This is a genomic window from Streptomyces sp. NPDC001100 (assembly GCF_053598575.1).
This window is the reverse complement of the sequence record NZ_JBSFKO010000046.1, coordinates 53,007-78,104: the sequence shown is the minus strand read 5'-3', so window position 1 is coordinate 78,104 and position 25,098 is coordinate 53,007. Positions and strand designations below refer to the sequence as shown.

Sequence of the window (25,098 nt, the reverse complement as noted above, 5' to 3'; positions counted from 1 at the left end):
CGAGGTCGCTGCGGCCCGAAGAGCGAGCGGTTTCTGGTGCTCCGTTCACCGAGAAAAGGCCCGTCGCTGCGGCGGAGCTCGCGTATCACATCTCCGACACAAAGCGCGCGCGGCACATTCACCCTCGTTACATCAACGCGACAATGGTCAGTCTCAGTACGGCCCTTGGGGGAGGGACTATGCACGGCAGAACGGTGCTCATCACCATCGCCGCATTCGTTGCCACGCTAACCGCCTGTGGCGGCAGTCACGAGCAGGGCTCAGCAGAGCGCGCGACGCCCACCGCGGACAAGGCTCCAGCGAAGTCGCCTGATTGCGGGCCCAACTCAACGCTGTCACAGTCCGACTGGATCGATCAGTGCAGCAGTAACAGTGCAGTTCCAACCACCGACAAGCCGAACACCGAGTTGGCCGTCGGGGACACCTTCGCCTACAAGGACGGCATGAAGGTGCAGGTCAACGGCATCAACAAGATCACCAGGTACGGGGAGTACGACGACAGGCCGTCCGCCGACAAGACCGCCTTCCGCGTCGTGTGGACCGTCACAAACGGCACCACCAAGCCATACGACCTCGACGACATGAGCTCCGACGCGAAGGGCGCCACCAACGGCGGCGAGACTGAGTCCATTTACGTCGAGGTCGACTCCAGGGAGATGACGGGCCGCCTTGCTCCGGGCCGCAGCGGCAGGTTCACGTCCGAGTACACCATCGCCAAGAGCGACGGCACGCAGATTGTCTTCACCATGAGCCGCACCGACGACGCCTTCCTACAGGACGACAGCGCCTACCTCGGCGAAGATCCGCATTGGACCGGCACCATCAAATAGGCAACTTGCACCATCGTTGAATCCAACAGTCATCGCAATGAGTCAACCAGCCTGGTCGAAGACCGTCTCATTTCCCCTCTCGTTCGCCGCCATTCAGGCGAGACCACAAGCCCACTCCTGTACACCAACCATTCGCGGATGTACGCAGACGAACGCGCCGCACACACTCCACAACCCCACCCCCACAGTTGGAAAATGGTCTTGGTCCAACACTCGGCGATGAGCGACGAGCGTAAAGCAAGTGCTGGCGCAGGCCCCATGGTTGAGGATGCCACCATGACCAACGACCTGGTGGCGTTCCTCAAGGCGCGCCTGGACGAGGACACCGGCCTGGCCCGGCGCTGTGACGGGGCCGGATCTTCTGCGGAGTGGATCGCGCACGGGGCCGCAGTCGACTTCGGTCGAGGTGATCTCACCAGCTTCCCCACAGCGATCGCCCGGCACGTGGCCCTGCACGATCCTGCCCGCGTGCTGCGCGAAGTCGAGGCCAAGCAACACGTGCTGAACCGGCACACGCTCAGTCCGGCCGAGGACGACTCCGAGCGACCTTGGGACGACCGTGACGACTGCCAGTTCGACGGTGACCTCTGGCCCTGCGATGACCTACTCGATCTCGCCCTGCCCTACCAGGAACACCCCGACTTTCCCGAGCGCTACAAACCGAACCGGGCAACCATGGAGCCTGGCAACTGCACCACAAGCGCGCCAGATAGGGCGGGGAACAGCGGGGAATCACGGTGAAGAGGGCCAGGCCAGTCGAAGCCGCACCCGCCCCGTTCACCCAGGTCAGCACCTGGACCAGCAGCAAACGCCCGCAGCTTCCCAAGCTGAGACCTCGGCCGTTGTCACGGGCCGCCATCCATATCGCCACCTGCGCACTCCAATACGACCGCCGGGCCCACCAGGCACGACTCCGCGGTGGTGAGCAGTGCGCGGACTTCGGCTCCGGGCGAGCAAGGCCACTTACTCACCCTGCGTGGACCACAACGTCACAGCCACGTCACACCCCTTCACACTGTCCATACCGGTCGGGACGATGGATCTTCCATCTCAACATCCCTGGGGGAATCCGTGGGGTTCATCAACAACGCCAAGGCGTTCGGTGCCGAGTTCGTCGAGTCCATCAAAAACGCCAAGGTGCACGGCGCCACCGACGAAGCGCGTACGGCCTACGCCGAAGGACGCGCCGTCCTCGTCTACAAGATCATCGAGGCAAGCGGGGGCAGCATCGATTACACCGGACCGATGGCCGGCCTAGGCGAGCAGATCGAAGCCATCGAAGCCGAAGGGTGGGCGCTGGCCAACATGGCGACAGCCGAGAGCAAGACCCTCAGCGGCGACGAACGCGCTGGCCTCATCTGCGTGTTCCGCCGCCGCTAACACCTGATCGACCGGCCCGGCCTGCGCCAGACCCCGCCGCGCCGATCCCCCGTCACGGCGGGACCTTCCCGACCTCTCAGACGAAGGAGCTGGCATGAGTGACGTATACGTGCCCGAGCGCGGAGACCGCTACCACCTCTACGAGGACTGCGCGGACACCCGCTCCGGGCAACTAGGGAACATCACCCAGGGAGTCGGGACGTACAGCGTCACGCCGATGCCTCTCGACCAGGCGGAAGCGCTGAAAAAGACCCTCTGCCGAACCTGTCGCAAGACCGCACTACGGCCGCAGCAATCTCGTTGATCACACCGCAACATGGGACGCTGGCCCTGGGGCCGACCCCGGCGGATAAGCGTGCACTGATGGCCGTCGCCGCAACCACCGTCGATCGGTCCCTGAAGCTGGCCCCGGCCGAACAGGACACCGAGGGCCTGGCCGCCGTCGACGCCTGGCTGATGGCGCGGTGACGCGTGAAGTCTGTCTGCGCTGCGGCATGCTGATGACGGCGTTCTCCCAAACAAAGGCGTTACCGGATGACACCAGCGGCCCGCGCTGCAACCAACCAGTCTGGGAACTCTTTCATGAGGCGGTCATACAAGTCTGCGTCTGAGCGCCTTCTCGGATGCTGGCCGGCCCCGAAATAGCCAGCGTTGTCGATCGTTCGATCTCCTAGCGTGTCCAGGCTACGAAGGAACCGTAGATCTCGGCTAAGCCCGAAGCCTACGAACTGCCAGAAGATCGGCAAAGGGCTAGCTCGGCGCAGAAGCTCACGGGTCGCCCTCCGGTCGAAGGGATCTCCGTCAGTCTGGAAGATTACAAACGCCGGATCAGAGGATCCACTGGCTTGAAAGTGGTCGATTACGGCTTGCATGGCAGGTGCGTAGCAGGTACCACCCCAGTCCAGGGCGCTATGCAGGCGATCGACGCGGCCCTGGTAGTTACTCAGACTGATGTCCGTGACCAGGTCGACCTCATGGGAGAAGAACACCAGCGGCACGGTGCCATCGTCGTCCAGGTTCGCAGACAGCCCGAGTGCCTGCTCGGCGAGGTGCTGCACGGTGCCATCGTCGTAGAACCCGCCCATGCTCCCGGAGTGGTCAAGAACCAGGTAGACGGCTGCGCGCTGGCCTGCAACACGGTTCTTCACCAGAGAGACATGAGCGGCCTTATAGAGGTCCACGAGCCCTGGTGCCGATCGCTGAACCTTGTCCAGACTGATGGCTGGCATCGGGGCCCCAACCCTGCCGCTCGACGCTGTTGCAGCAGTGTCCGAAGCCGAGCCGTCATCGTCCACTACGACACCGAAGTCGGTCGCCAGACCTGCTAGACCCGTGTCCCAGCCCTGCCCTACAGCGCGGACCTTCCATCCTCCTGCCCGTCGGTAGAACTCGACCAACACGGCGGCCGTCTCACGGTGGACAAACGGTGGGGGCACAAAGATGAGTTGTGCGTCTCCGGAGTCGATTACTGCCTGTGGGGTGTTGTCTGCGTTGAAGCATGCAGTCGGCCCTTGGGGGTCGATGCTGGCGACGATGACAATGCGATCAACCGCGCCAGGTACAACAGACAGGTCCGCGCTCACGCACTGCCCGCCGAGGACGATGCCATCCTGAGCCGAGTGGTTGTAGAACACCAAGTCGTCGTCGCTGCGCACCTTGCCGTCCGGCGACAGGAGCACAGCACACACGTCGATGTCGGTCTGGCGTGCAGTGAGGGTGACTTTGCAGTTCCCCCCAAGCAAGGGCGCGTTGCCACCCTTGGCAAGGGCGTTGGTCATCGGTGGCCTCCTATATGCAAGCAAGTTAGACCTCAGCTGCCCCATTTGTGGCGTGCTCGACGACATCCAAGTACGGCCGGATGGGGTAGAGATCACCAGGGCATCGGCGCGGAAGCCGTGATGGAGCCGGCTCGAGAGTGCAAGGGGCCTGATGCTGCGCCTTACTGATGCAGATGCTCCCGCCATCAATGAGTGTCTAACTGCGTGACAACGCTGACGAACAACGGCGGACGAGCGCGAACGCCAGCGGACCATCAGCGCACGCGGGAGCCGCACCAGCCCAAAGCAGCACCCCCACCCAAGTTGCTTCGGGACGAAGGGGTCGCTGGGCCGTCTGTGGGCCGTCGAAGGGCGGCCCACAGCGGCCAACAACGACCGATGACGGCCGTCCAATCACAGGCCAGCGCTGCGCCAACGTTGATCGCCCAAGGTCGCTCTGAGTCAACGTCACTTCCTGCGCAACAAGCGCCAGGAGTGGGAGGAGTACCGCTCCGAGGTGACCGCGTTCGAGCTGCGGAAGAATCTGCCGGTGCTGTAGGGGCAGGGCGGGTTTCCGCCGATTTGCTGGATGGGGCCGACGGGCATGCGCCGTCGGCCCTGTCACGTCTTGAGGGTTCCGGGCCGTCCATGGAGGAGCATCGTGACCTTGGCCGTAGGCGTCTTCGACCTGTTCACCTACGGGATACCAGGCGCACTGCACCTGTCGTTGCTCATCTACGTACTGGCCCGCTGGAACATAGCCGATCTCGGAGAGCTGACCACGGCACCGCCGACGCTGCAGGTGATCGTGGGCGTTGTCGCCAGCTACCTGCTGGGGCATCTCGCCTACCCTCTGAGCGCTCTCCTGGACAGGGTGGCCCCGCGGTGGATTCGCACCGTCGAGAGTGCTCGGCTTGAGTTCATAGCGAGGGTGCCCGAGGCCCGAGACAGAGCTTTCGTGCACGCGGACATATCGTTGCTGTTGGCCGCGGTGGAGCTCCACAACAAGGAAGCGGCGAGCGAGATCACCCGGCTGCGAGGCCTCGCGCTGATGCTGCGGAACTCAGCCCTTGCGTTGGCGTTCGCACTGCTCGTAGCCGTGATCGAACTCGTCGTGAGCCCTCATCATGCGCTGGCGGGAGGGTTGGCAGCCGTGCTGTTCGCCAGTTGCGTCGCCGCAGTCCGAGAGGGGCGCCTTGTGCAGCACTTGGACCGCCTCAAGACCCTGGAGATCTGCTTCTGGATCCCGGACATCGACAGCAGACTTGGCTCCCCGTCCTCCTTCCGTCCTACTTCATGAACGCCGGCGACACCGCCGCCGTACTGATCCGCCGAGCCCTCCCCGTTCCGTCCGCCGGTACCTCGTACAAGTCCGCCCCGTAGTCGCCGGGCAGTGCGTAGACGATCGTGTGGTCGTCCCGCCACACCGCCTGGTCGTCCACGCTCCGAGGCTCGGCCAGTGGTGTCTCGCGCATCGTGCGCAGGTCGAGGACGTACAGATGCCAGGGCGCGTCCTTCGGGAGGCCCTTCACGCGTTTCTTGAAGGCGATGCGGGTGCCGTCGGGGGACAGGGACGGGCATTCGACGTTCGCGTGGATCGTGGTGACCGTCTGGGTGTGCAGGTCGCCCTTGACCAGGTACGTCGTCCCCCTCGTCGCCAGCGTTGCGTAGAACGTGCGGTCGTCCGCCGCGAAGGTCACGCCCCAGAAGTTGGCGTCGGCCGCGTGGTAGGTGTGGCCGTCCTTGAGGATGCGGAACGACTCCAGGGACGGGATCAGCCGGCCCGACCTCGTGTCGACGATCGCCGCTCGCGTGGAGAAGTTCGTGCCCGCGTAGGAGTCGCCGCCGACGAACGCCGTCCAGGCCGCGAAGTGGCCTGTGGGGGAGACGCGGGCGCGAGAGGGGATGCCAGGGACGTCGTAGTGGGCCTTTTCCTTGAGGTGGGCGTCGAGGATCAGGGCGCGGTAGGTGTCCGTGACCGTGCCGTGGACCGCCTGGAGGCAGACTCCGGTGCCCGAACTGGCGTAGAAACGGAGGCACTTGAGGCCGGAGGCGGTGCGTGGGGCGGAGGGGGTGGAGGCGGGGACCGTCGTGAGTTCGTCTCGGTGGGGGCCCCAGGCCATGTTGCGGAACACCATGGTGCCGGGGGACGTGAGGGTGACCCGGCCCGCGATGACCCGTGGGCCGTCGGGCTGGACCTGGTCCCGCTGCCCGGCGCGCGCCGACGCGTGGAGTACCGAGGCGACGGCGATCCCCGCCAGCAGGACGATCGCCGTGGCGAGGATCAGGACGCGGTTGCGCAGGGTCATGAGGCGGGCTCCAGAACTTGGCCGACAGTACGGCCCGGGCGGAGTGTCAGCGCGAACACCGCACAGACCGCCAGCGCCGCCGCCGACGCCATGAGCGCCGTACGGTCGCCCCACAGCGTCCACGCCGCGCCGAAGCCCAGCGAGCACACGAACCGTGCCGCCGCCTGGCCCGTCTGCACCAGCGCCAGGCCCGACGAGCGCAGCTCCTCCGGCACGCTGTCCGAGGCCGCCGCCATGAGGACGCCGTCGGTCGCCGCGTAGAAACCGCCGTGCAGGAGGAGGACGGCGTAGGGGAGGGCCGTGCCGTGCCAGGAGGTCAGCAGCAGGGCGTACGCCGTGAGGAGGGCGCCGTGGCCTGCCAGGAATATCCGCCAGCGGCCGACGCGGTCCGCGAGGCGGCCCAGGGGGACGGCGAGCAGCAGGAAAGCCGCCGCCGTGCCCAGGGGGAGCAGGGCGAACCAGCGGTCGGGGACGCCGAGGCGGCGTTGCAGCAGCAGGTACACGAAGGAGTCGCTGACCGTCGCCAGGCCCAGCAGCAGTGCGCAGAAGGTGATGCGGCGCAGGTCGCGGTGGGCGAGGAGGGCGAAGGCGGCGCGGAGGGTGGGGCGCGGAGGCCGGCCCACGGCGGTCCGCTCGCGTGGGCCGGCCCCCGAGTCCCGCCTGCCTTGCTCCGTCCCACCCGGCCCCTTCGCGCCCGGCCCTCTCCCGCCCGGCACGAACAGCATCAGCACCAGCACCCCGACCACGGCCACGCAGAAACTCACCGTGAACACCGCGTCGTACCCGTCGACCGTCGCCCGCAGGATCAGGAACGCCACCAGCGGGCCGAGCAGCGCGCCCGCCGTGTCCATCGCGCGGTGTACGCCGAAGGCACGACCCCGGTTCTCCGGGGTGGAGGAGAGGGAGATCAGCGCGTCGCGCGGCGCCGTGCGCAGGCCCTTGCCCGTGCGGTCGGCGGCCAGGATCAGGCCGATGGGGGTGAGGGTGTGGGCCAGGAGGAGGAGCGGCTTGCAGGCCGCCGAGACGGCGTAGCCGATGCCCGCGACCCACTTGTGGCGACCGCCGCCCCGGTCGGCGAGGTGGCCGCCGGCCAGCCGGACGAGTGCCGAGAAGCCGTTGTAGATGCCGTCCAGGAGACCGAAGCCCAGCGGGGAGAGGCCGAGGCCCGTCACCAGGTACAGCGGCAGCACCGCGGTCACCATCTCGGACGACACGTCGGTGATCAGGCTGACCGCGCCGAGCGCGAAGACCGTGGGGGCGACGACGGCGGACACCCGCGCCGCAGTACCCGTAGTACCCGCACTCCCGGTACTCGGGGCGGCCGTAGTACCCGTAGTACCCGCGCCCCCGGTACTCGGGGCAGCCGTAGTACCCGTAGTACCTCCGGCGCTCGGGTCGGCGTTGGCGCGGCTGTCCGCCACGTACATCTCAGGACGCCCAGATGCCGGTGATGTCCGCGGCCGAGGCCGCGTTGCCCGCGTGGGTGGTCAGGCCCTGGGAGTCCTCCAGGGTCCGCAGCAGGTTGTAGTGGTTGTACGTGGTCGAGGACGTGGCGCCCGCGGTCACCGGCTGGCCGTAGAAGACCGTCGGGATGCGGTTGCCGCTGAGCAGGTTGTCCTCGTCGAAGGTGACGACGAGCAGGCTGTTGTGGGTCTTGGCCCAAGTGGCGTACGCACCAAGGTTGTTCTTCAGCCAGGTGTCACCGGTCGCCACCGAGCAGTCGTGCATGTCGCTGCACAGGTTGGGCGTCACGAAGGAGATGTCGGGGAGTGTCGTGTAGTCAGTGGGGAACTGCGCGAAGGTCTTCGCCGTCGACGTCGCGACGTTGGAGAAACCGAACCAGGGGTTGTGCTTACGCGCGTAGGTGCCGCTGCTGCACGTCGTCGAACCCTGGCTCGGCAGCGTCTCGTTGTAGCTGGCCCAGGTGCCGCCCGCCGCCGTCACCTCGGAGGCGAGGTTCGCGGCCGAGGAGAAGCCCGCCGTGTAGCAGCTGTCGCTGGTGATGCCCTGGGTGGCGCCGGAGAACAGGGCGAAGTAGTTCGGCTGGCTCGGGTGGGTGATCCCGTACGACTGGGTGAGGGCGGCGCCGCCGGACGCGAGCGAGTTGATGTAGGGGGCACTGGAGGAGCCGATGACCTGGCTGTAGGCGTGGTTCTCCATCACCACGACGACCACGTGGTCCGGGGTCGGCACCGCGGCCGCGGCATGCGCGGTCGAGGCGGTGCCGAAACCGGTCCAGACCCCGACGGCGGCTGCCGAGAAGGCGAGCGCGGACGCCACGACGGCGCGACCGCGGCGGTACGCGGAACCAACGGAACCGCTGGAACTGCCGGAACTTCCAGAACTGCCGGACACTTCAACCTCCGGGTGGGGGGAAGGACGGGGGTGACGGTGCGGACAGAGCATGCACACGCCAAAATGCCCGCATCCCACGACCCCCAACCCGATGGATGAAGAAGTGGTGAATTGATGTCGGTGCTGAACTACTGCCGCGGTCCGGCCAGTTGGGCCAGCACCTGGTGCAACGGCTCGGTCGCCCGCTTCCGGTACTCCTGGATCGCCCAGCCGTTCCCGTCCGGGTCCTTGAAGTACATGAAGGTGGCACCGTCCTGCGGCGCGAACTGCACCGGCTCGCTGACGTCGAGGCCGCGCGCGGTCAGCTCGTCGTAGGCCGCCTTCGCGTCCTGCACGCACAGCTGCATGCCGTGGTAGGTCCCCGGCTGCGGCGTCCCGGTCGGCACCTGAAGGCCGTCGACCAGCGCGATCGAACAGCCGGACCCCGGCGGCGTGAGCTGCACGATCCGTACGCCCTCCATCACCTCGCCGTCGAGATCCACGTGGAAACCGACCTTGTCCTGGTAGAACGCCTTGGCCCGGTCCACGTCGGAGACGGGGAGAAGGATCACTTCGAGGGTCATGTCCATGGCTTGACTCCTTTGTCAGGCATGTGAGGCACGTGAGGCACGACTGCCAGGCGCGTCACTCGAACCGCCACCGCGTCTGGCTGAACGGCTCCCCCTTACCGAAGCCGAAAACCGTGCGGGGCGCCACAGCGAAGACGAACGCGTACCCGCCACCGTGGTGGAAGGCCCCGTCCCGTACCTCGAAGTGCCAGAAACTGCCGTACTTCGCCTCCCACGCGGTGGCCAGCTCCCGCAGCCGGTCCTCGTCCACGACCCGCACCGCCGCACCCTCGACGACCAGGTCGTACCCCTTGTCCCAGGTGCTCGTACCGGTCGTCAGCACGACGTGCGGGTTGTCGGCGAGATTGCGTGCCTTGCGCTCCTCGGGCCCGGTGCAGAAGTGCAGCGCCCCGTCCGCCCACACCGCCGGCAAGGGCGTCACGTGCGGCCGCCCGTCCGGCCGCACCGTCGAGATCCAGAACTGCTCGGCCTGCGCGAGCCGCGCCTCGGCCGTGGCCCAGTCGGTCGCGGTGGCCGCCGGGTCGCTGTAGCGGGGGTCGAGACGGGTCTGCGGCGCGTTGTCGGTCATCGGATACCCCTGGTCCCTGAGTCGTACGTCATCGGCTTCTCCCGGAGTCGTCGGTCGTCCCCGTAGGGGAGACCCCGTACCCCTCCGGAACTCATCGCCGCACGCCCCGGGGCCACCTCCCGCACCTGCGGTTAGGCTCGGGACGTTACGACCTAGATCGCAACGACCTAGATCGCAACGACGTAGATCCGCATGACCCAGATCCGAACGACCTTGATCCGAGGGAGGCCGAGGATGACGGCGCCGGGACGCAGAAGCAGTACCTTCACGCGGCTGCTGCGGCACGGCTTCACCGATCCCTCGGCCGCCGAGCGGCTCCTGGAGAGCACGGAGCTGGCGCCGATAAGGAACGACCCGGTCCTGCTGGAGGCACTCGGCGCCACCGCCGACCCCGACCTCGCCCTTCAGGGTCTCGTACGACTCCTGGAGGCGCAGCCCGAGCCCACCGCCCGGCGCGAGCTGACCGACACGCTGATCGCCGCGAAACCCCTACGGGACCGGCTGCTCGGTGTGCTCGGCGCCTCCGCCGCCCTCGGCGACCATCTCGCCCGGCATCCGCGCGACTGGCACGCCCTCGTCATGTACGAACCCCGCGACCTCCACCCCGGGGTGGAGGAGTTCGAACGCGGGCTGGCAGAAGCCACCGACCCCGTCGCCCTCCGCGTCGCCTACCGCCGCTGCCTGCTCTCCATCGCCGCCCGTGACGTGTGCGGCACCACCGACCTCGCGCAGACCGCCGCCGAACTCGCCGACCTCGCCACCGCCACCCTGCGCGCCGCCCTGGCCATCGCCCGTGCCGCCGCGCCCGACGACGCCGCGCTGTGCCGGCTCGGGGTGATCGCGATGGGCAAGTGCGGTGGCCACGAGCTGAACTACGTCTCGGACGTCGACGTCATCTTCGTCGGCGAGGCCGTCGACGGCGCCGACGAGGGCAAGGCGCTGCGCGCCGCCACCAAGCTCGCCGCGCACATGATGCGGATCTGCTCGGAGACCACCGTCGAGGGCTCGATCTGGCCCGTCGACGCCAACCTGCGCCCCGAGGGCCGCAACGGCCCCCTGGTCCGCACCCTCGCCAGCCACCTCGCCTACTACCAGCGCTGGGCCAAGACCTGGGAGTTCCAGGCCCTGTTGAAGGCCCGCCCGGTGGCCGGCGACCTCGCGCTCGGCGCGGAGTACGTCGCCGCCCTCGAACCCCTCGTGTGGCAGGCGGCCGAGCGCGACAACTTCGTCACCGACGTGCAGAAGATGCGCCGCCGCGTCGTCGAGAACATCCCCGCCGCCGAGATCGACCGCGAACTCAAGCTCGCCCCCGGCGGCCTGCGGGACGTCGAATTCGCCGTCCAGCTCCTGCAGTTGGTGCACGGCCGCGCCGACATCTCGCTGCGCAGCGGCACCACGCTCGTCGCGCTCCAGGCCCTCGCCGCCGGCGGCTACGTCGGCCGCGAGGACGCCGCCCGGCTCGACGACGCCTACCGCTTCCTGCGCACCATGGAACACCGCATCCAGCTCTACCGGTTGCGCCGCACCCACCTGGTCCCCGTCGAGGAGGCCGACCAGCGCCGCCTCGGCCGCTCGATGGGTCTGCGCACCGACCCGGTGGCCGAGCTCAACCGCGAGTGGAAGCGGCACGCGACCGTCGTACGACGCCTGCACGAGAAGCTCTTCTACCGCCCGCTGCTCGACGCGGTCGCCCAACTCGCCCCCGGCGAAGCCAGGTTGAGCGCCGAGGCGGCCCGCGAACGCCTGGTGGCCCTCGGCTACGTCGACCCGGCGGCCGCCCTGCGCCACATCGAGGCCCTCGCCTCCGGCGTCACCCGCAAGGCCGCCATCCAACGCACCCTGCTGCCCGTCCTGTTGGGCTGGTTCGCGGACTCCGCCGACCCGGACGCGGGCCTCCTCAACTTCCGCAAGGTCTCCGACGCGCTCGGCAAGACCCCTTGGTACCTGAGGCTGTTGAGGGACGAGGGCGCCGCCGCCGAGAACCTCGCCCGCGTCCTGTCGGCCGGCCGCCTCGCCCCCGACCTCCTGATGCGCGCCCCCGAAGCGGTCGCCCTGCTCGGCGACGGCGACGGCGGCAGCGGCCTCGAACCCCGCGAACGCGCCCACCTGGACCAGGAGATACTGGCCGCGGTCGGCCGCGCCGACGACGCCGTCCAGGCGGTCACCTTCGCCCGTGGCGTGCGCCGCCGCGAACTCTTCCGTACGGCCGCCTTCGACATCGTCGGCTCCTACGGCACCGAGACCCAGCCCGTCGAGGCCGACCAGGGCGCCCTGGTCGACCGGGTCGGCAGCGCCGTCTCCGACCTGACCGCCGCGACCCTCGCCGGCACCCTGCGCGCGGTGGTCCGCGAGAGCTGGGGCGACACCCTGCCCACCCGCTTCGCCGTCATCGGCATGGGGCGCTTCGGCGGCCACGAACTGGGCTACGGCTCCGACGCGGACGTCCTGTTCGTGCACGAACCCCGCGAGGGCGTGCCCGAGCGCGAGGCCTCCGAGGCGGCCAACAAGGTCGTCTCCGAGATGCGCCGGCTGCTCCAGGTCGCCAGCTCGGACCCGCCCCTGCTGATCGACGCGGACCTGCGCCCCGAGGGCAAGTCGGGGCCGCTCGTACGGTCGTTGAACTCCTACGAGGCGTACTACCGCAGGTGGTCCCTGGTGTGGGAGTCGCAGGCGCTGTTGCGGGCCGAACCCGTCGCCGGGGACGAGGAGTTGGGCCGCCGGTTCATCGAGCTGATCGATCCGCTGCGGTACCCGGCCGAGGGGCTCGGCGACGACGCGGTACGCGAGATCCGGCGGCTGAAGGCGCGGATGGAGTCCGAGCGGCTGCCTCGCGGCGCCGATCCGACGCTGCACACCAAGCTCGGGCGCGGAGGGCTCTCCGACGTCGAATGGACCGTGCAGCTCATGCAGTTGCGGCACGGGTGGGTCGAGCCGGGGCTGCGGACCACGCGGACGCGCGGGGCCCTTGCCGCCGCGTGTGCCGCCGAGCTGATCTCGGCGGAGGACGCGGCGACTCTGGACGAGGCGTGGGTGTTGGCCACGCGGGTTCGTAACGCGGTGATGCTGGTGCGGGGGCGGGCGGGGGACACGTTTCCTTCCGATCCGCGTGAACTGGCCGCGGTGGGGCGGTACTTGGGGTACGGGCCCGGCCATGTGGGCGACATGCTCGACGACTATCGGCGGACTACGCGCAGGGCTCGGGGTGTGGTGGACCTGTTGTTCTACGGGGCCTAGGAAGGTTGTTCGTTGGCTGCGGGCCGGTGGGGGCTGGGCGCGCCCGTGCGGCGGAGCCGCAAATGTGACGGCCCCGCGCCCCCAAAAGACAAGTCACCTTGCCGGCGCCTTGAAAGGGCCACGCCCGCCAGTACCACCGCCATGCCCGCCACCACCCGCAACCCCACCCTCTCGTCCAGCAGCACCGCCCCCAGCGTCACCGACACAACCGGCAGCAGATATCCCACCGTTGCCGCGCTCGTCGCGCCTTCGTCGGCGATCAGGCGGTAGTTGAGGTAGAAGGTCACACCGGTGCCCAGGACGCCGAGGGCGGTCACCGCCAGCAGGGCCGTGAGGTCGGGGTGTACCGGGCCCGCGGCCGGCAGCGCGAGGGTCGTCCAGGCCGTCGCCGCCATCAGCTGTGCCGCCGAGACCGCCAACGGGGCCTGGCCCGTGGTGAGTTTGCGGGCCATGTAGGCGAAGGCCACGGCGTAGCTGGCGGCCGCACCGAGCAGGGCGAGCGCGCCCCAGCTCGCCAGGCCCGAGCGCTGCCACGGGGCGAAGATCAGGACCGTACCGGCGAAGCCGAGAAGGAGGCCGGTGAGGCGGGCGCGGCCGAGGTCGCGGTCGGTGCCGAGGACGATGCCGATCAGCAGGGACCACAAGGGAGTTGTGGCGTTCAGGACGCCCGCGAGCCCGGAGTCGACCGTCTGCTCGCCCACGCTGAACAGGGCGAACGGGACGGCGTTGCAGAAGAGAGCGGCCACCGCGAGCCGGCCCCACGTCCTGCGGTCACGGGGGAGGCGCTGGCCTTTGGAACGGGCCAGGGCCAGCAGGACCAGCGAGCCCAGGGCGCAGCGGGTGATCGTGATCTGGGCGGGGGAGAGGCCGTGGTCCAGGGCGAGTTTGATCCACAGGAAGCCCGAACCCCACAGGAGGGCAAGGACGGCCATGCGGAGGGTCGACGCGGGCTTCATGCGTCTACCGTCCGGCAGAGAGATCTTTCAGCACAAGCGAAGAGTTCTACAGTGACTGTTAACCTCTGCTACATGCTTGATGTGCGACGCATGCAGGTGCTGCGGGCCGTGGTGGACAGCGGGTCGGTGACCGCGGCGGCGGCCCGGCTCGGCTACACGCCGTCCGCCGTCAGCCAGCAGGTCGGGGCGCTGGAGAAGGAGGCCGGGACCGCGCTGCTGGAGCGGGTGGGGCGGGGGGTGCGGCCCACGGCGGCCGGGCTGCTGCTCACCGGGTACGCGGACGCGATCGGGCGGCAGGTCGCCGAGGCGGAGACGGCGCTGGCGGACCTGGTGGCGGGTCGCACCGGACAGCTCACGGTCCGCTACTTCGCCACCGCCGGTGCCGCCCTGGTCGCCCCCGCCGTGGCCCGGCTCCGTGCCGAACACCCGGGAGTACGGCTGGAGTTGAAGCTGACCGACCCCGAGGACCCGCTGCCGGACGTGAAGGAGGGACGGGCGGACGTCGCGCTGGTCGTGGGCGAGTCCCGTGTTCCCGACGGCGTACGGCTGGTGAAACTGCTCGACGATCCGTATCTCGCCGTGCTGCCCAAGGGGCACCCGCTGGCCGCACGGCGGAGTGTGGAGCTGCGGGAGCTCGCCGAGGAGGCGTGGGTCGGGAGCGAGTGGCCGGGGCCGTGTCTCGACGCCCAGCTCGGCGCGTGTGCGGCGGCGGGATTCCGGCCGGGGTTCGCGGTCCAGAGCGAGGACTACGTGACCGCTCAGGGTTTCGTGGCGGCGGGCCTCGGGGTGACCCTGATTCCCCGGCTGGGGCTGGGCAGCCGCCACCCGGACGTGGTCGTACGGGTCGTACGGGATCCGGAGCCGGTGCGGACCATCCACGCCGCCGTCCGCGAGACGGCACCGCCGCAACCGGCCCTGCGGGCGTTTCTGCGGGCGCTGCGGGACGCGGCGGCCGGGGGACCCGCCTCGGACCAGGGCCTGTCCGGCGGATCAGGTCGGAGGAAAGCGGCGACGCCTCATCAGGACAGGTGAGCGGGTTCTGGCGCGTGCAGCTGCGAGGCGGAGCAGGGCGCCGAAGCGATGGGGGTCCCTCCCGGTCGAGCGGAGCCGAGACCGGGGGGAGTCGGCAGCCGAAGACAACGCCGTTGGGGTCCTCCCACGCCTTGAGGCAGTGGGGGAGGGCGTGCCAGACGCCGTGTCTCCGGCATGATCCGCCGGACAGGCCCGGGGCGGGCTACGCCTTGGTCGGCAGCCAGAGCCCGTCCGCTCCCCGCACCGCCACCGTGCGCGGCAGGGAGTACGGGAAGGCGCCGTACCAGAGGCGGGAGACGGCGAAGCCGAAGGCCAGGCAGAGCATGCCGCCGACCGCGTCGAGCCAGAAGTGGTTGGCGGTGGAGACGATGACCATGAGGGTGGCCACCGGGTAGAGGAGGCCGAGGATGCGGACCCAGGGGAGTTTCGCCAGGGTGAAGATCGTCAGGCCGCACCACAGGGACCAGCCGATGTGCATGGACGGCATCGCGGCGTACTGGTTCGACATGTGCTTCAGGTCGCCGGAGGCCATCGAACCCCAGGTCTGGTGGACCATGACGGTGTCGACGAAGTGGCCGCCGTTCATCAGGCGGGGCGGGGCCAGCGGGAAGAAGTAGTAGCCGACCAGGGCCACCGCGGTGGTCGCGAAGAGGACCAGGCGGGTCGCCGCGTACCGGCCCGGGTGACTGCGGTACAGCCACACCAGGACACCCAGCGTCACCACGAAGTGCAGTGTCGCGTAGTAGTAGTTCATGCCGACGATCAGCCAAGTCACCGAGTTCACCGCGTGGTTGACCGACTGCTCGACGGCGATGCCGAGGTCGTTCTCCACCCGCCAGATCCAGTCGGCGTTGCGCAGCGCCTGACCGCGCTGCTCCGGAACCGCGTTGCGGATCTGTGAGTACGTCCAGTAACTCACCGCGATCAGCAGGATCTCGAACCACAGCCGGGGCCGGCGCGGAGTCCGCAACCGGCGCAGGAAGCCCTGCCCCGCGGCGTCCGCGACGGGGCTCGGAGCGGCTTCCTCACGGCCTTCCAATGTCGTCACGGTGGTCTCACCCATAGACACGAAGTCTGCCAGAAAAGGCTTCCGCGACCGATCATCCCCTGGTTGGGTCCGGCTCGCATGTTCTACGACGAGAAGAGTCCCCGTACTACTACCAGCGCACTGGAAACGGCCGCGTTTTCTCCCCCTTAGGGACGATTCCGCTCCCCGGGGGCCGAAGCCGTCGACCCTCGCACCACCAGTTCCGGCATGAACACGAACTCACTGTGCGGCGCGGGCGTCCCGCCGATCTCCTCCAGCAACGTCCGCACCGCCGCCTGTCCCATCGCCGGCACCGGCTTGCGGATCGTGGTCAGCGGCGGGTCGGTGAACGCGATCAGCGGGGAGTCGTCGAAGCCCACCACCGAGACGTCCGTGGGCACCTGGAGACCCCGCTGCCGGGCCGCCCGTATCGCGCCGAGCGCCATCATGTCGCTCGCGCACACGATCGCCGTGCAGTCGCGGTCGATCAGCGCGGCGGCGGCGGCCTGCCCGCCCTCCAGCGTGTACAGCGAGTGCTGCACCAGCCGGGTCTCCACGTCCTCGGCGGTCAGGGCCAGTTGGTCCTGCATCGTGCGGACGAAGCCCTCGATCTTGCGTTGTACGGGGACGAAGCGCTTGGGGCCGAGCGCCAGGCCGATGCGGGTGTGGCCGAGGGAGACGAGGTGGGTGACGGCGAGGGTCATCGCCGCTCGGTCGTCCGGTGAGATGAACGGCGCCTGCACCTTGGGCGAGAAGCCGTCCACGAGCACGAACGGCACGCCCTGCGCGCGGAGTTGCTCGTAGCGCTGCATGTCCGCGGAGGTGTCCGCGTGCAGTCCGGAGACGAAGATGATGCCGGCCACCCCGCGGTCGACGAGCATCTCGGTCAACTCGTCCTCCGTGGACCCGCCCGGGGTCTGGGTGGCGAGGACGGGGGTGTAGCCCTGCCTGGTCAGCGCCTGCCCGATGACCTGCGCCAGGGCGGGGAATATCGGGTTCTCCAGCTCCGGCGTTATGAGACCGACCAGGCCCTCGCTGCGCTGCCGCAGCCGCACGGGACGCTCGTAGCCGAGCACGTCGAGAGCGGCGAGCACGGACTGGCGGGTGGTGGCGGCGACGCCCGGCTTGCCGTTGAGGACACGGCTGACGGTCGCCTCGCTCACCCCCGCCTGCGCGGCGATGTCGGCAAGCCGTGTGGTCACGGGAGTGGACTGTACCGGCCGTCGGCGCGCTGCGGGTTGCTGCGTCATCGCGATCCCTCGTGTTCTGGTGGGCTTCTGGTCGGTATACGACGTGCGGCAAGAGCTTGCAGAGTCTTGCACAAGTGTCTCATCGCCCGCTGAGCCGCATCAATACTCGGTTTCACCCGGATCGAGGAGAGGTCACGGGCGGGTAACTCTCGGGCCGCCTTGCAGTTTTTTGCAGCAAGGACTTTCGCAACGCTTTCATCGCTGTTACGTTCGGCGACGCCCGGCGGCGGCGAAGGAGCGGTCGGCGAGTCACAGGGGCGGCGGACGGGCCCGCCCCCTGCGGCACACGGGCTTTCACCCTCAAGGAGAACTCATGCGGCGTGGCATAGCGGCCACCGCTCTGGTGGCGTCCCTCGCCCTCGCGGCGACGGCCTGCGGCGGCAGTGACAGTGGCAGCGGCAAGTCGGACGGGCCGGTCACCATCACCTGGTGGGACACCTCCAACGCCACCAACGAGGCGCCGACGTACAAGGCCCTGGTCGCCAAGTTCGAGGCCGCCAACAAGAACATCAAGGTCAAGTACGTCAACGTGCCCTTCGACCAGGCGCAGAACAAGTTCGACACCGCCGCCGGCTCCAAGGGCGCCCCGGACGTGCTGCGTTCGGAGGTCGGCTGGACCCCCGCCTTCGCGAAGAAGGGCTACTTCCTGCCGCTCGACGGCACCGAAGCCCTCGCCGACCAGGCCAAGTTCAAGCCGAACCTGATCACGCAGGCCCAGTACGACGGCAAGACCTACGGCGTGCCGCTGGTCACCGACACCCTCGCCCTCGTCTACAACAAGGCGATCTTCGCGAAGGCCGGCATCACCCAACCGCCCACCACCTGGGACGAGTTGAAGGCCGACGCCTCCAAGATCGACGCCAAGGAGAAGGTGTACGGCTACTGGGGCTCCACCCAGGCCTACTACGCGCAGACCTTCCTCTACGGCGAGGGCACCGACACCGTGGACGCCGCCGCCAAGAAGATCACCGTGAACTCCGCCGCCGCGCAGAAGGCCTACGGCACCTGGCTCAGCCTCTTCACCGGCCAGGGCCTGCACGACGCCGACACCACCGCCGACGCCTACGCCCACATCCAGGACGCGTTCGTCAACGGCCAGGTCGCCTCGATCATCCAGGGCCCCTGGGAGATCACGAACTTCTACAAGGGCTCGGCCTTCAAGGACAAGTCCAACCTCGGCATCGCCCAGATCCCGGCCGGCTCCACCGGCAAGTCCGGTGCCCCGACCGGCGGTCACAACCTCTCGGTCTACGCCGGCTCGGACTCGGCGCACCAGAAGGCGTCCCTGAAGTTCGTCAACTTCATGACCTCCGCCGCCTCGCAGTCGACGATCGCGCTGAAGAACTCGACGCTGCCGACCCGCGACGACGCCTACACCGCCGCCGTCAAGGCCGACCCGGGCATCGCCGGCTTCCAGAGCGTCCTCGGCGCGGCCCAGCCGCGCCCGGCGCTCGCCGAGTACAGCTCGCTGTGGGGTCCGCTGGACACCGAACTGCCCAAGATCGCCGGTGGCAAGGAGTCCCTCACCAAGGGCCTGAGCAACGCCGAACTCGCGATCCAGAAGCTGGTCCCGGACTTCAGCAAGTAGTCCTGGTGGCCGCCGGATCCTCAAGCAACAGCCTGGGGGACGGATCCGGCGGCCGTCGGCCTGTGCACCGGCCCAACTCCTGACCTTCCAGAAGGTGTCGAACGAACCATGACAGTCGCCATCGACCGCGCGACCGGCAAGCGCCACGGTGACCGCGCACCCCGACCCGGACCCCGCGGGCGCCTCAAGTCCGCCTACCAGAAGCACTGGTACGCGTACGCGATGATCATCCCCGTGGTCGTCGTGCTCGGCGTCCTCGTGCTCTACCCCCTGGTGTACGGCCTGTACCTGACGCTCACCGACGCCAACAGCCTCAACACCGCGCGCACGATCGGCGTCAACCACATCGACGCCACCTACAAGTTCATCGGGCTCGACAACTACAAGGACATCCTGTTCGGCCCGACCTCGTACGACCGCTTCTGGTCGCACTTCATCTGGACGATCGTCTGGACCGCGGTCTGCGTCACCCTGCACTACACGATCGGCCTCGCCCTCGCCCTGCTGCTCAACCAGAAGCTGCGCGGACGCACCCTGTACCGGCTGATCCTGATCCTGCCGTGGGCCGTCCCCACCTTCGTCACCGTGTTCGGCTGGCGCTTCATGCTCGCCGACGGCGGCATCATCAACACCGCGCTGCACACCCTGCACCTGCCCCAACCCAATTGGCTGGAAAGCACGTTCTGGCAGCGGACCGCCGCGATCATGGTCAACACCTGGTGCGGTGTGCCGTTCATGATGGTCTCGATGCTCGGCGGACTGCAGTCCATCGACGCCTCGCTCTACGAGGCCGCCGAGATGGACGGCGCCAGCACCTGGCAGCGCTTCCGCTACGTCACCCTCCCGGGCCTCAGGTCGGTCAGCTCCACCGTCGTACTCCTCGGCGTCATCTGGACGTTCAACCAGTTCGCCGTCATCTTCCTGCTGTTCGGCAACACGGCCCCCGACGCCTCGATCCTCGTCACCTGGTCGTACTACCTCGGCTTCGGCCAACAGCCGCGTGACTTCGCCCAGTCGGCGGCCTACGGCATCCTGCTGCTGGCCATCCTGATCGTCTTCACCTCCTTCTACCGCCGCTGGCTGAACCGCAACGACCAGCAGCTCGCGATCTGAGGCAGGAGTCCCCAATGAGCACCACGACCGACACCACGCCCCGACGGACGCGCCGCCGCGGCGAGTTGGGCCGCGCCGGCTCTCTCACCTCGCACGGCATCCTGATCGTCGCGAGCCTGATCGCCCTCTTCCCGATCGCCTGGCTGGTCTTCCTCTCCCTCGGCCCGGACTCGGACGACTACCTCCACCCGGCCGGCATCTGGAAGAAGATGACGCTCGGCAACTACTCGTTCGTGCTCCAGCACACCGAGTTCTTCGACTGGTTGAAGAGTTCGCTGATCGTCTCGCTCGGCACCACGGTCATCGGTGTGACCATCGCGGCCAGCACCGGCTACGCCGTCTCGCGCATGCGCTTCCCCGGCTACCGGAAGTTCATGTGGGTGCTGCTGGTCACCCAGATGTTCCCGATAGCGGTACTTATTGTGCCGATGTACCAGATTCTGGCGGACCTCCAGCTCATCGACAGCTACCTTGGTCTCATCCTCGTCTACTGCTCGACGGCGGTGCCGTATTGCGCCTGGCTGCTCAAGGGTTACTTCGACACGATCCCGTTCGAGATCGACGAGGCCGGACGCGTCGACGGGCTGAACCCCTTCGGCACGTTCGCGCGGCTGATCCTGCCGCTCGCCAAGCCGGGTCTGGCGGTCGCCGCGTTCTACAGCTTCCTCACGGCTTTCGGCGAGGTCGCCTTCGCCTCGACTTTCATGCTGTCCGACACGAAGTACACGTTCGCGGTGGGGCTGCAGACGTTCGTGAGCGAGCACGACGCGCAGCGGAACCTGATGGCGGCGACGGCGGTACTGATCGCGATACCTGTGGCTGCGTTCTTCTACCTCGTGCAGAAGAACCTGGTCACCGGCCTGACGGCAGGCGGCACCAAGGGATAGAACGCCGGTGACTGGGGGCGCCCCAAAGGGGCGCGGGGAACTGCGCGACCAGCCCCCACTCAGCCGCACACAAAACTCGAGGCGGCCGTAACGTCCATCCGACCCCGCTGACATTACGGCCGCCTCGTCATCAACTCCCCACGACCAAAACCCCGTTACGTACCAAGGACGCCATGACCCAGCAGCACTCCGCAATCGCCCCGGCACCGCACCCCGCCAAAGCCAAGCGCGGCGACTGGTGGAGAGACGCGGTGATCTACCAGGTCTATCCGCGCAGCTTCGCCGACAGCAACGGCGACGGCATGGGTGACCTGGAGGGCGTACGCTCGCGACTCCCGTATCTGCGTGACCTCGGCGTGGACGCCGTCTGGCTCAGCCCGTTCTACGCCTCCCCGCAGGCGGACGCGGGCTACGACGTCGCCGACTACCGTGCCGTGGACCCGATGTTCGGCAATCTGCTCGATGCCGACGCGCTGATCCGCGACGCCCATGGTCTCGGTCTGCGCATCATCGTGGACCTGGTCCCCAACCACTCCTCGGACCAGCACGAGTGGTTCAAGCGGGCGTTGCGGGAAGGCCCCGGCTCGCCGCTGCGGGAGCGCTACCACTTCCGTCCCGGCAAGGGTGAGCACGGCGAACTCCCGCCCAACGACTGGGAGTCCATCTTCGGCGGCCCGGCCTGGACCCGAGTCCCGGACGGGGAGTGGTACTTGCACCTCTTCGCGCCCGAGCAGCCCGACTTCAACTGGGAACACCCGGCGGTGGGCGACGAGTTCAGGTCCGTTCTCCGCTTCTGGCTCGACATCGGCGTCGACGGTTTCCGTATCGACGTCGCCCATGGGCTGGTGAAGGCGGAGGGGCTGCCCGACCTCGGCTCGCACGATCAGGTCAAGCTGCTGGGCAACGATGTCATGCCGTTCTTCGACCAGGACGGCGTGCACGACATCTACCGGCAGTGGCGGTTGGTCCTCGACGAGTACGCGGGCGAGCGCATCTTCGTCGCGGAGGCGTGGACCCCGACCGTGGAGCGGACGGCCAACTACGTCCGCCCGGACGAGCTCCACCAGGCCTTCAACTTCCAGTATCTGGCGACCGATTGGGATGCCGAGGAGCTCCGTACGGTCATTGACCGCACGCTGGAGGCCATGCGGCCGGTCGGCGCCCCGGCCACCTGGGTGCTCTCCAACCACGACGTCACCCGGCACGCCACCCGCTTCGCCAACCCGCCCGGCCTCGGCACCCAGATCCGCACGGCCGGGGACCGGGAACTGGGCCTGCGCCGGGCCCGCGCGGCGACGCTGCTGATGCTGGCGCTGCCCGGATCGGCGTACATCTACCAGGGTGAGGAACTCGGCCTGCCGGATGTCGTCGACCTGTCGGACGAAGTGCGCCAGGATCCCGCCTACTTCAGGGGCGCGGGCCAGGACGGCTTCCGCGACGGGTGCCGGGTGCCGATCCCGTGGACGCGCACCGGATCGTCGTACGGCTTCGGGAACGGCGGGAGTTGGCTGCCGCAGCCGGACGGCTGGGGCGAGTTGAGCATCGAGGCGCAGACGGGGACGGCGGGTTCGACGCTGGAGCTGTACCGGGCCGCGCTCGCCGCCCGCCGTACGCAGCCCGACCTCGGCGCGGGCGACTCGGTGGAGTGGCTGCGCGCGCCCGAGGGGGTACTCGCCTTCCGGCGGGGGGAGTTCGTGTGCGTCGCGAACACGAGCGGGGAGTCGGTGACGACGTCGGCGTACGGCCGTCTCCTGCTCGCCAGCGGTGAGGTGACCGAGGCGGACGGCGAGGCGAAGCTGCCCGCCGACACGACGGTCTGGTGGACCACCACCCCGTAACCACCGCTCCGCCGCAGGAAGTTCTTGCAGCAACTTCACACGGCCCGCTGCCCTTTTGGGTGGCGGGCCTTTAACATCTGGCCACCGCAAGGTTTCCACGGGATTTCAGCAAGAACATTCAAGTGCCTTCAACGGAGAAGGAACCCCCACATGGCCAGCAGCAGATCACTTGCAGGAGCCTTCGCCCTCGCCGCCGCGACGGCGGTCCTGGTGCCCGGCACCGCGCACGCCTCCCCGCCCGGCACCAAGGACGTCACCGCCGTCCTCTTCGAGTGGAACTTCGCCTCGGTCGCCAAGGAGTGCACCAACACCCTCGGTCCGGCGGGCTACGGCTACGTGCAGGTCTCCCCGCCCGCCGAGCACATACAGGGCTCGCAGTGGTGGACGTCGTACCAGCCGGTGAGCTACAGGATCGCCGGGCGGCTCGGCGACGCGACCGCCTTCCAGAACATGATCAACACCTGCCACGCGGCGGGCGTGAAGGTCGTCGTCGACACGGTCATCAACCACATGTCGGCGGGCAGCGGCACCGGCACCGGCGGATCGTCGTACACGAAGTACAACTACCCCGGCCTGTACTCCTCGTACGACATGGACGACTGCACCGCCACGGTCAGCGACTACACCAACCGCGCCAACGTCCAGAACTGCGAACTGGTCGGCCTCGCCGACCTGGACACCGGCGAGGAGTACGTCCGCGCCACCATCGCCGGCTACATGAACAGCCTCCTCGGCTACGGCGCCGACGGCTTCCGCATCGACGCGGCCAAGCACATCCCGGCGACCGACCTCGCGAACATCAAGTCCCGGCTGAGCAATCCGTCGGTGTACTGGAAGCAGGAGGTCATCTACGGCGCCGGTGAGGCCGTCCAGCCCACCGAGTACACCGGCAACGGGGACGTCCAGGAGTTCCGCTACGCCTACGACCTCAAGCGGGTCTTCAACAACGAGAACCTCGCCTACCTGAAGAACTACGGCGAGGGCTGGGGCTACATGAGCAGCTCGGTCGCCGGTGTCTTCGTCGACAACCACGACACCGAGCGCAACGGCTCGACCCTGAACTACAAGGACGGCGCCAACTACACCCTGGCCAACGTCTTCATGCTCGCCCACCCCTACGGCGCCCCGGACATCAACTCCGGCTACGAGTGGTCGGACGCGGACGCCGGACCGCCCAACAACGGTGCGGTGACGGCCTGTTGGCAGGACGGCTGGAAGTGCCAGCACGCCTGGCCGGAGATCAAGTCCATGGTCGCCTTCCGCAACGCCACCAGAGGCCAGTCCCTGACCAACTGGTGGGACGACGGCAACGACGCGATCGGCTTCGGGCGCGGCAGCAAGGGCTATGTGGCGATCAACCACGAGTCGTACTCGCTGACCCAGACCTACCAGACCTCGCTGGCCGCGGGCACGTACTGCAACGTCCAGAACAACACGTCGGTGACCGTGAACTCCAGCGGGCAGTTCACCGCCACCCTGGGCTCCAACACGGCGCTGGCGATCTACGTGGGCAAGACGTCCTGCTGATCCATCCGCTGCGTCCCGATGACGGCCAGCAGGCGCAAAGCCTCCTCCGACGGTGAGCCCGGGGTGGCGGTGTAGATCACGACCTGCTGGTCCCGGTCGGTGATGTCGAGGGCGTCGCAGTTGACGGTGACCGGGCCCACCACCGGGTGCTGGAAGGTCTTGGTCAGGGTGGGCTCGGCGGACACGTCGTGCGACTCCCACAGCCGGCGGAACTCCTCGCTCCCGGCGAGGAGTTCGGCCACCAGACTGGTCACCGTCGGCGAGTCGGGGTAGCGGGCGGCGACGGCACGCAGCCGCTGCGCGGAGAGCCTGGCGAAGGCGTCGACGTCCGACACCCCGTACAGCCTCCTGCCTTCCGGGCGCGGGGTGAGGAAGGCACGGCGAACCAGGTTGCGGTCGCGCGGGGCCAGGGCGGAGAAGTCCTCCATGAGAGCGGCGGCGAGATCGTTCCAGGCCAGTACCTCGAAGGTCGCGGACGTCACGAAGGCCGCGGCCTGCGGCAGCCGGCGCAGCAGGTCGAGGAGGCTCTGCCGTACCTCGCGCGAGGGCCCGGGCGGCGGTCCGGGCGGAGCCCCGGCGAGGTGGTGGAGATGCCCGCGCTCGGCGTCCGACAGCCGCAGCGCCCGCGCGAGACCGCCCAGCACCTCCCGTGACGGACGCGGTCCCCGGGCCTGTTCGAGCCGCGTGTAGTACTCGGTCGAGATGAACGCCAGCTGCGCCACCTCCTCGCGCCGCAGCCCGGGGGTACGGCGCCGCGGGCCGCGCGGCAGCCCCACCTCGGCGGGGGAGATCCGCTCGCGCCTGCTGCGCAGGAACGCTGCGAGTTCTTGCTTGTCCACGCCACCAGTGTGCGCCGGACGCGGGGCTCCATCCAGGTA

The 25,098-nt window shown here is 68.6% G+C and carries 22 protein-coding genes and 1 pseudogene; 13 read left to right on the top strand and 10 right to left on the bottom strand.

The genetic code is table 11. The features are described 5' to 3' along the window. The 4 genes from ACWDEW_RS42485 to ACWDEW_RS42470 all read left to right on the top strand — a co-directional run. The coding region (locus ACWDEW_RS42485) for a hypothetical protein (RefSeq protein WP_450520759.1) at positions 1-830 on the top strand (830 nt) is incomplete at its 5' end. Positions 831-1,049: 219 nt separating this feature from the next. Beyond that, positions 1,050-1,571, top strand: a complete 522-nt coding sequence (locus ACWDEW_RS42480) for a DUF6221 family protein (RefSeq protein ID WP_450520757.1) — start codon at positions 1,050-1,052, stop codon at positions 1,569-1,571. Positions 1,572-1,901: 330 nt separating this feature from the next. After that, complete coding sequence (locus ACWDEW_RS42475; protein ID WP_450520755.1) at positions 1,902-2,210, top strand: hypothetical protein; 309 nt, start codon at positions 1,902-1,904, stop codon at positions 2,208-2,210. Positions 2,211-2,304: 94 nt separating this feature from the next. Further along, positions 2,305-2,514, top strand: a complete 210-nt coding sequence (locus ACWDEW_RS42470; protein WP_450520753.1) for a hypothetical protein — start codon at positions 2,305-2,307, stop codon at positions 2,512-2,514. Between the two features lie 223 nt (positions 2,515-2,737). Here ACWDEW_RS42470 and ACWDEW_RS42465 read toward each other — a convergent pair whose 3' ends face one another. Further along, entirely contained in the window at positions 2,738-3,988 is a 1,251-nt protein-coding gene (locus ACWDEW_RS42465) for a VWA domain-containing protein (protein ID WP_450520751.1), read from the bottom strand. 451 nt (positions 3,989-4,439) lie between these two features. Between ACWDEW_RS42465 and ACWDEW_RS42460 the strand changes: the two are divergent. Together ACWDEW_RS42460 and ACWDEW_RS42455 are read left to right on the top strand one after the other, a co-directional pair. Beyond that, a pseudogene (locus tag ACWDEW_RS42460) lies at positions 4,440-4,526 on the top strand (glutamine synthetase); the annotation flags it as partial. Positions 4,527-4,628: 102 nt separating this feature from the next. Further along, the gene (locus tag ACWDEW_RS42455) at positions 4,629-5,267 is read left to right on the top strand and encodes a hypothetical protein (RefSeq protein WP_450520749.1); all 639 of its coding nucleotides are present in this window, start codon (positions 4,629-4,631) and stop codon (positions 5,265-5,267) included. On the opposite strand, the gene ACWDEW_RS42450 is transcribed toward ACWDEW_RS42455, so the two are convergent. The 5 genes from ACWDEW_RS42450 to ACWDEW_RS42430 all read right to left on the bottom strand — a co-directional run bounded on the left by ACWDEW_RS42450 (position 5,257) and on the right by ACWDEW_RS42430 (position 9,768). Then, a complete protein-coding gene (locus ACWDEW_RS42450) occupies positions 5,257-6,276 on the bottom strand; it encodes a TolB family protein (RefSeq protein ID WP_450520747.1) in 1,020 nt (339 codons plus the stop codon). The two genes, ACWDEW_RS42455 and ACWDEW_RS42450, sit on opposite strands and share 11 nt — an antisense overlap. Then, positions 6,273-7,703, bottom strand: coding sequence for an MFS transporter (locus ACWDEW_RS42445; RefSeq protein WP_450520745.1), 1,431 nt, complete (start codon positions 7,701-7,703; stop codon positions 6,273-6,275). The genes ACWDEW_RS42450 and ACWDEW_RS42445 overlap by 4 nt, the downstream gene beginning before the upstream one ends. Before the next feature lies 1 nt (position 7,704). Next, positions 7,705-8,556 (bottom strand): alkaline phosphatase family protein, encoded by an 852-nt coding sequence (locus ACWDEW_RS42440; protein ID WP_450520743.1) that lies wholly within the window; start codon positions 8,554-8,556, stop codon positions 7,705-7,707. A gap of 203 nt (positions 8,557-8,759) precedes the next feature. Continuing rightward, positions 8,760-9,200 carry a VOC family protein gene (locus tag ACWDEW_RS42435; RefSeq protein WP_406460486.1) on the bottom strand — a complete coding sequence of 147 codons (441 nt, stop codon included), beginning with the start codon at positions 9,198-9,200 and terminating at the stop codon, positions 8,760-8,762. A 55-nt stretch (positions 9,201-9,255) separates the two neighbouring features. Beyond that, a complete protein-coding gene (locus tag ACWDEW_RS42430) occupies positions 9,256-9,768 on the bottom strand; it encodes a pyridoxamine 5'-phosphate oxidase family protein (protein ID WP_450520740.1) in 513 nt (170 codons plus the stop codon). A 234-nt stretch (positions 9,769-10,002) separates the two neighbouring features. On the opposite strand from ACWDEW_RS42430, the gene ACWDEW_RS42425 reads away from it, so the two are divergent. Further along, positions 10,003-13,002 carry a bifunctional [glutamine synthetase] adenylyltransferase/[glutamine synthetase]-adenylyl-L-tyrosine phosphorylase gene (locus ACWDEW_RS42425; RefSeq protein WP_450520738.1) on the top strand — a complete coding sequence of 1,000 codons (3,000 nt, stop codon included), beginning with the start codon at positions 10,003-10,005 and terminating at the stop codon, positions 13,000-13,002. On the opposite strand, the gene ACWDEW_RS42420 is transcribed toward ACWDEW_RS42425, so the two are convergent. Continuing rightward, on the bottom strand, positions 12,999-13,958 hold the full coding sequence (locus ACWDEW_RS42420; RefSeq protein ID WP_450520736.1) for a DMT family transporter: 960 nt from the start codon (positions 13,956-13,958) through the stop codon (positions 12,999-13,001). The genes ACWDEW_RS42425 and ACWDEW_RS42420 overlap by 4 nt on opposite strands. Before the next feature lie 72 nt (positions 13,959-14,030). Between ACWDEW_RS42420 and ACWDEW_RS42415 the strand changes: the two genes are divergently transcribed. Then, entirely contained in the window at positions 14,031-14,990 is a 960-nt protein-coding gene (locus tag ACWDEW_RS42415) for a LysR family transcriptional regulator (protein WP_450520734.1), read from the top strand. A 202-nt stretch (positions 14,991-15,192) separates the two neighbouring features. Here ACWDEW_RS42415 and ACWDEW_RS42410 read toward each other — a convergent pair whose 3' ends face one another. Both ACWDEW_RS42410 and ACWDEW_RS42405 read right to left on the bottom strand, forming a co-directional pair. Then, positions 15,193-16,053, bottom strand: coding sequence for a phosphatase PAP2 family protein (locus tag ACWDEW_RS42410; protein WP_450520732.1), 861 nt, complete (start codon positions 16,051-16,053; stop codon positions 15,193-15,195). A gap of 131 nt (positions 16,054-16,184) precedes the next feature. Further along, positions 16,185-17,219, bottom strand: coding sequence for a LacI family DNA-binding transcriptional regulator (locus tag ACWDEW_RS42405; protein WP_019067315.1), 1,035 nt, complete (start codon positions 17,217-17,219; stop codon positions 16,185-16,187). A gap of 361 nt (positions 17,220-17,580) precedes the next feature. On the opposite strand from ACWDEW_RS42405, the gene ACWDEW_RS42400 reads away from it, so the two are divergent. From ACWDEW_RS42400 to ACWDEW_RS42380, 5 genes are all read left to right on the top strand, one after another. Then, on the top strand, positions 17,581-18,855 hold the full coding sequence (locus ACWDEW_RS42400; protein WP_450520730.1) for an extracellular solute-binding protein: 1,275 nt from the start codon (positions 17,581-17,583) through the stop codon (positions 18,853-18,855). A gap of 108 nt (positions 18,856-18,963) precedes the next feature. Then, positions 18,964-19,968: a carbohydrate ABC transporter permease gene (locus ACWDEW_RS42395; protein WP_450520728.1), complete on the top strand. Its 1,005-nt coding sequence runs from the start codon at positions 18,964-18,966 to the stop codon at positions 19,966-19,968. A 14-nt stretch (positions 19,969-19,982) separates the two neighbouring features. Continuing rightward, complete coding sequence (locus ACWDEW_RS42390; RefSeq protein ID WP_450520726.1) at positions 19,983-20,855, top strand: sugar ABC transporter permease; 873 nt, start codon at positions 19,983-19,985, stop codon at positions 20,853-20,855. 173 nt (positions 20,856-21,028) lie between these two features. Further along, positions 21,029-22,693: a glycoside hydrolase family 13 protein gene (locus tag ACWDEW_RS42385; protein WP_450520724.1), complete on the top strand. Its 1,665-nt coding sequence runs from the start codon at positions 21,029-21,031 to the stop codon at positions 22,691-22,693. A gap of 150 nt (positions 22,694-22,843) precedes the next feature. After that, positions 22,844-24,220, top strand: coding sequence for an alpha-amylase (locus tag ACWDEW_RS42380; protein ID WP_450520722.1), 1,377 nt, complete (start codon positions 22,844-22,846; stop codon positions 24,218-24,220). Here the strand turns inward: ACWDEW_RS42380 and ACWDEW_RS42375 are convergent. Further along, the gene (locus ACWDEW_RS42375) at positions 24,196-25,059 is read right to left on the bottom strand and encodes a helix-turn-helix transcriptional regulator (RefSeq protein WP_450520720.1); all 864 of its coding nucleotides are present in this window, start codon (positions 25,057-25,059) and stop codon (positions 24,196-24,198) included. The two genes, ACWDEW_RS42380 and ACWDEW_RS42375, sit on opposite strands and share 25 nt — an antisense overlap. Positions 25,060-25,098: the final 39 nt, after the last annotated feature.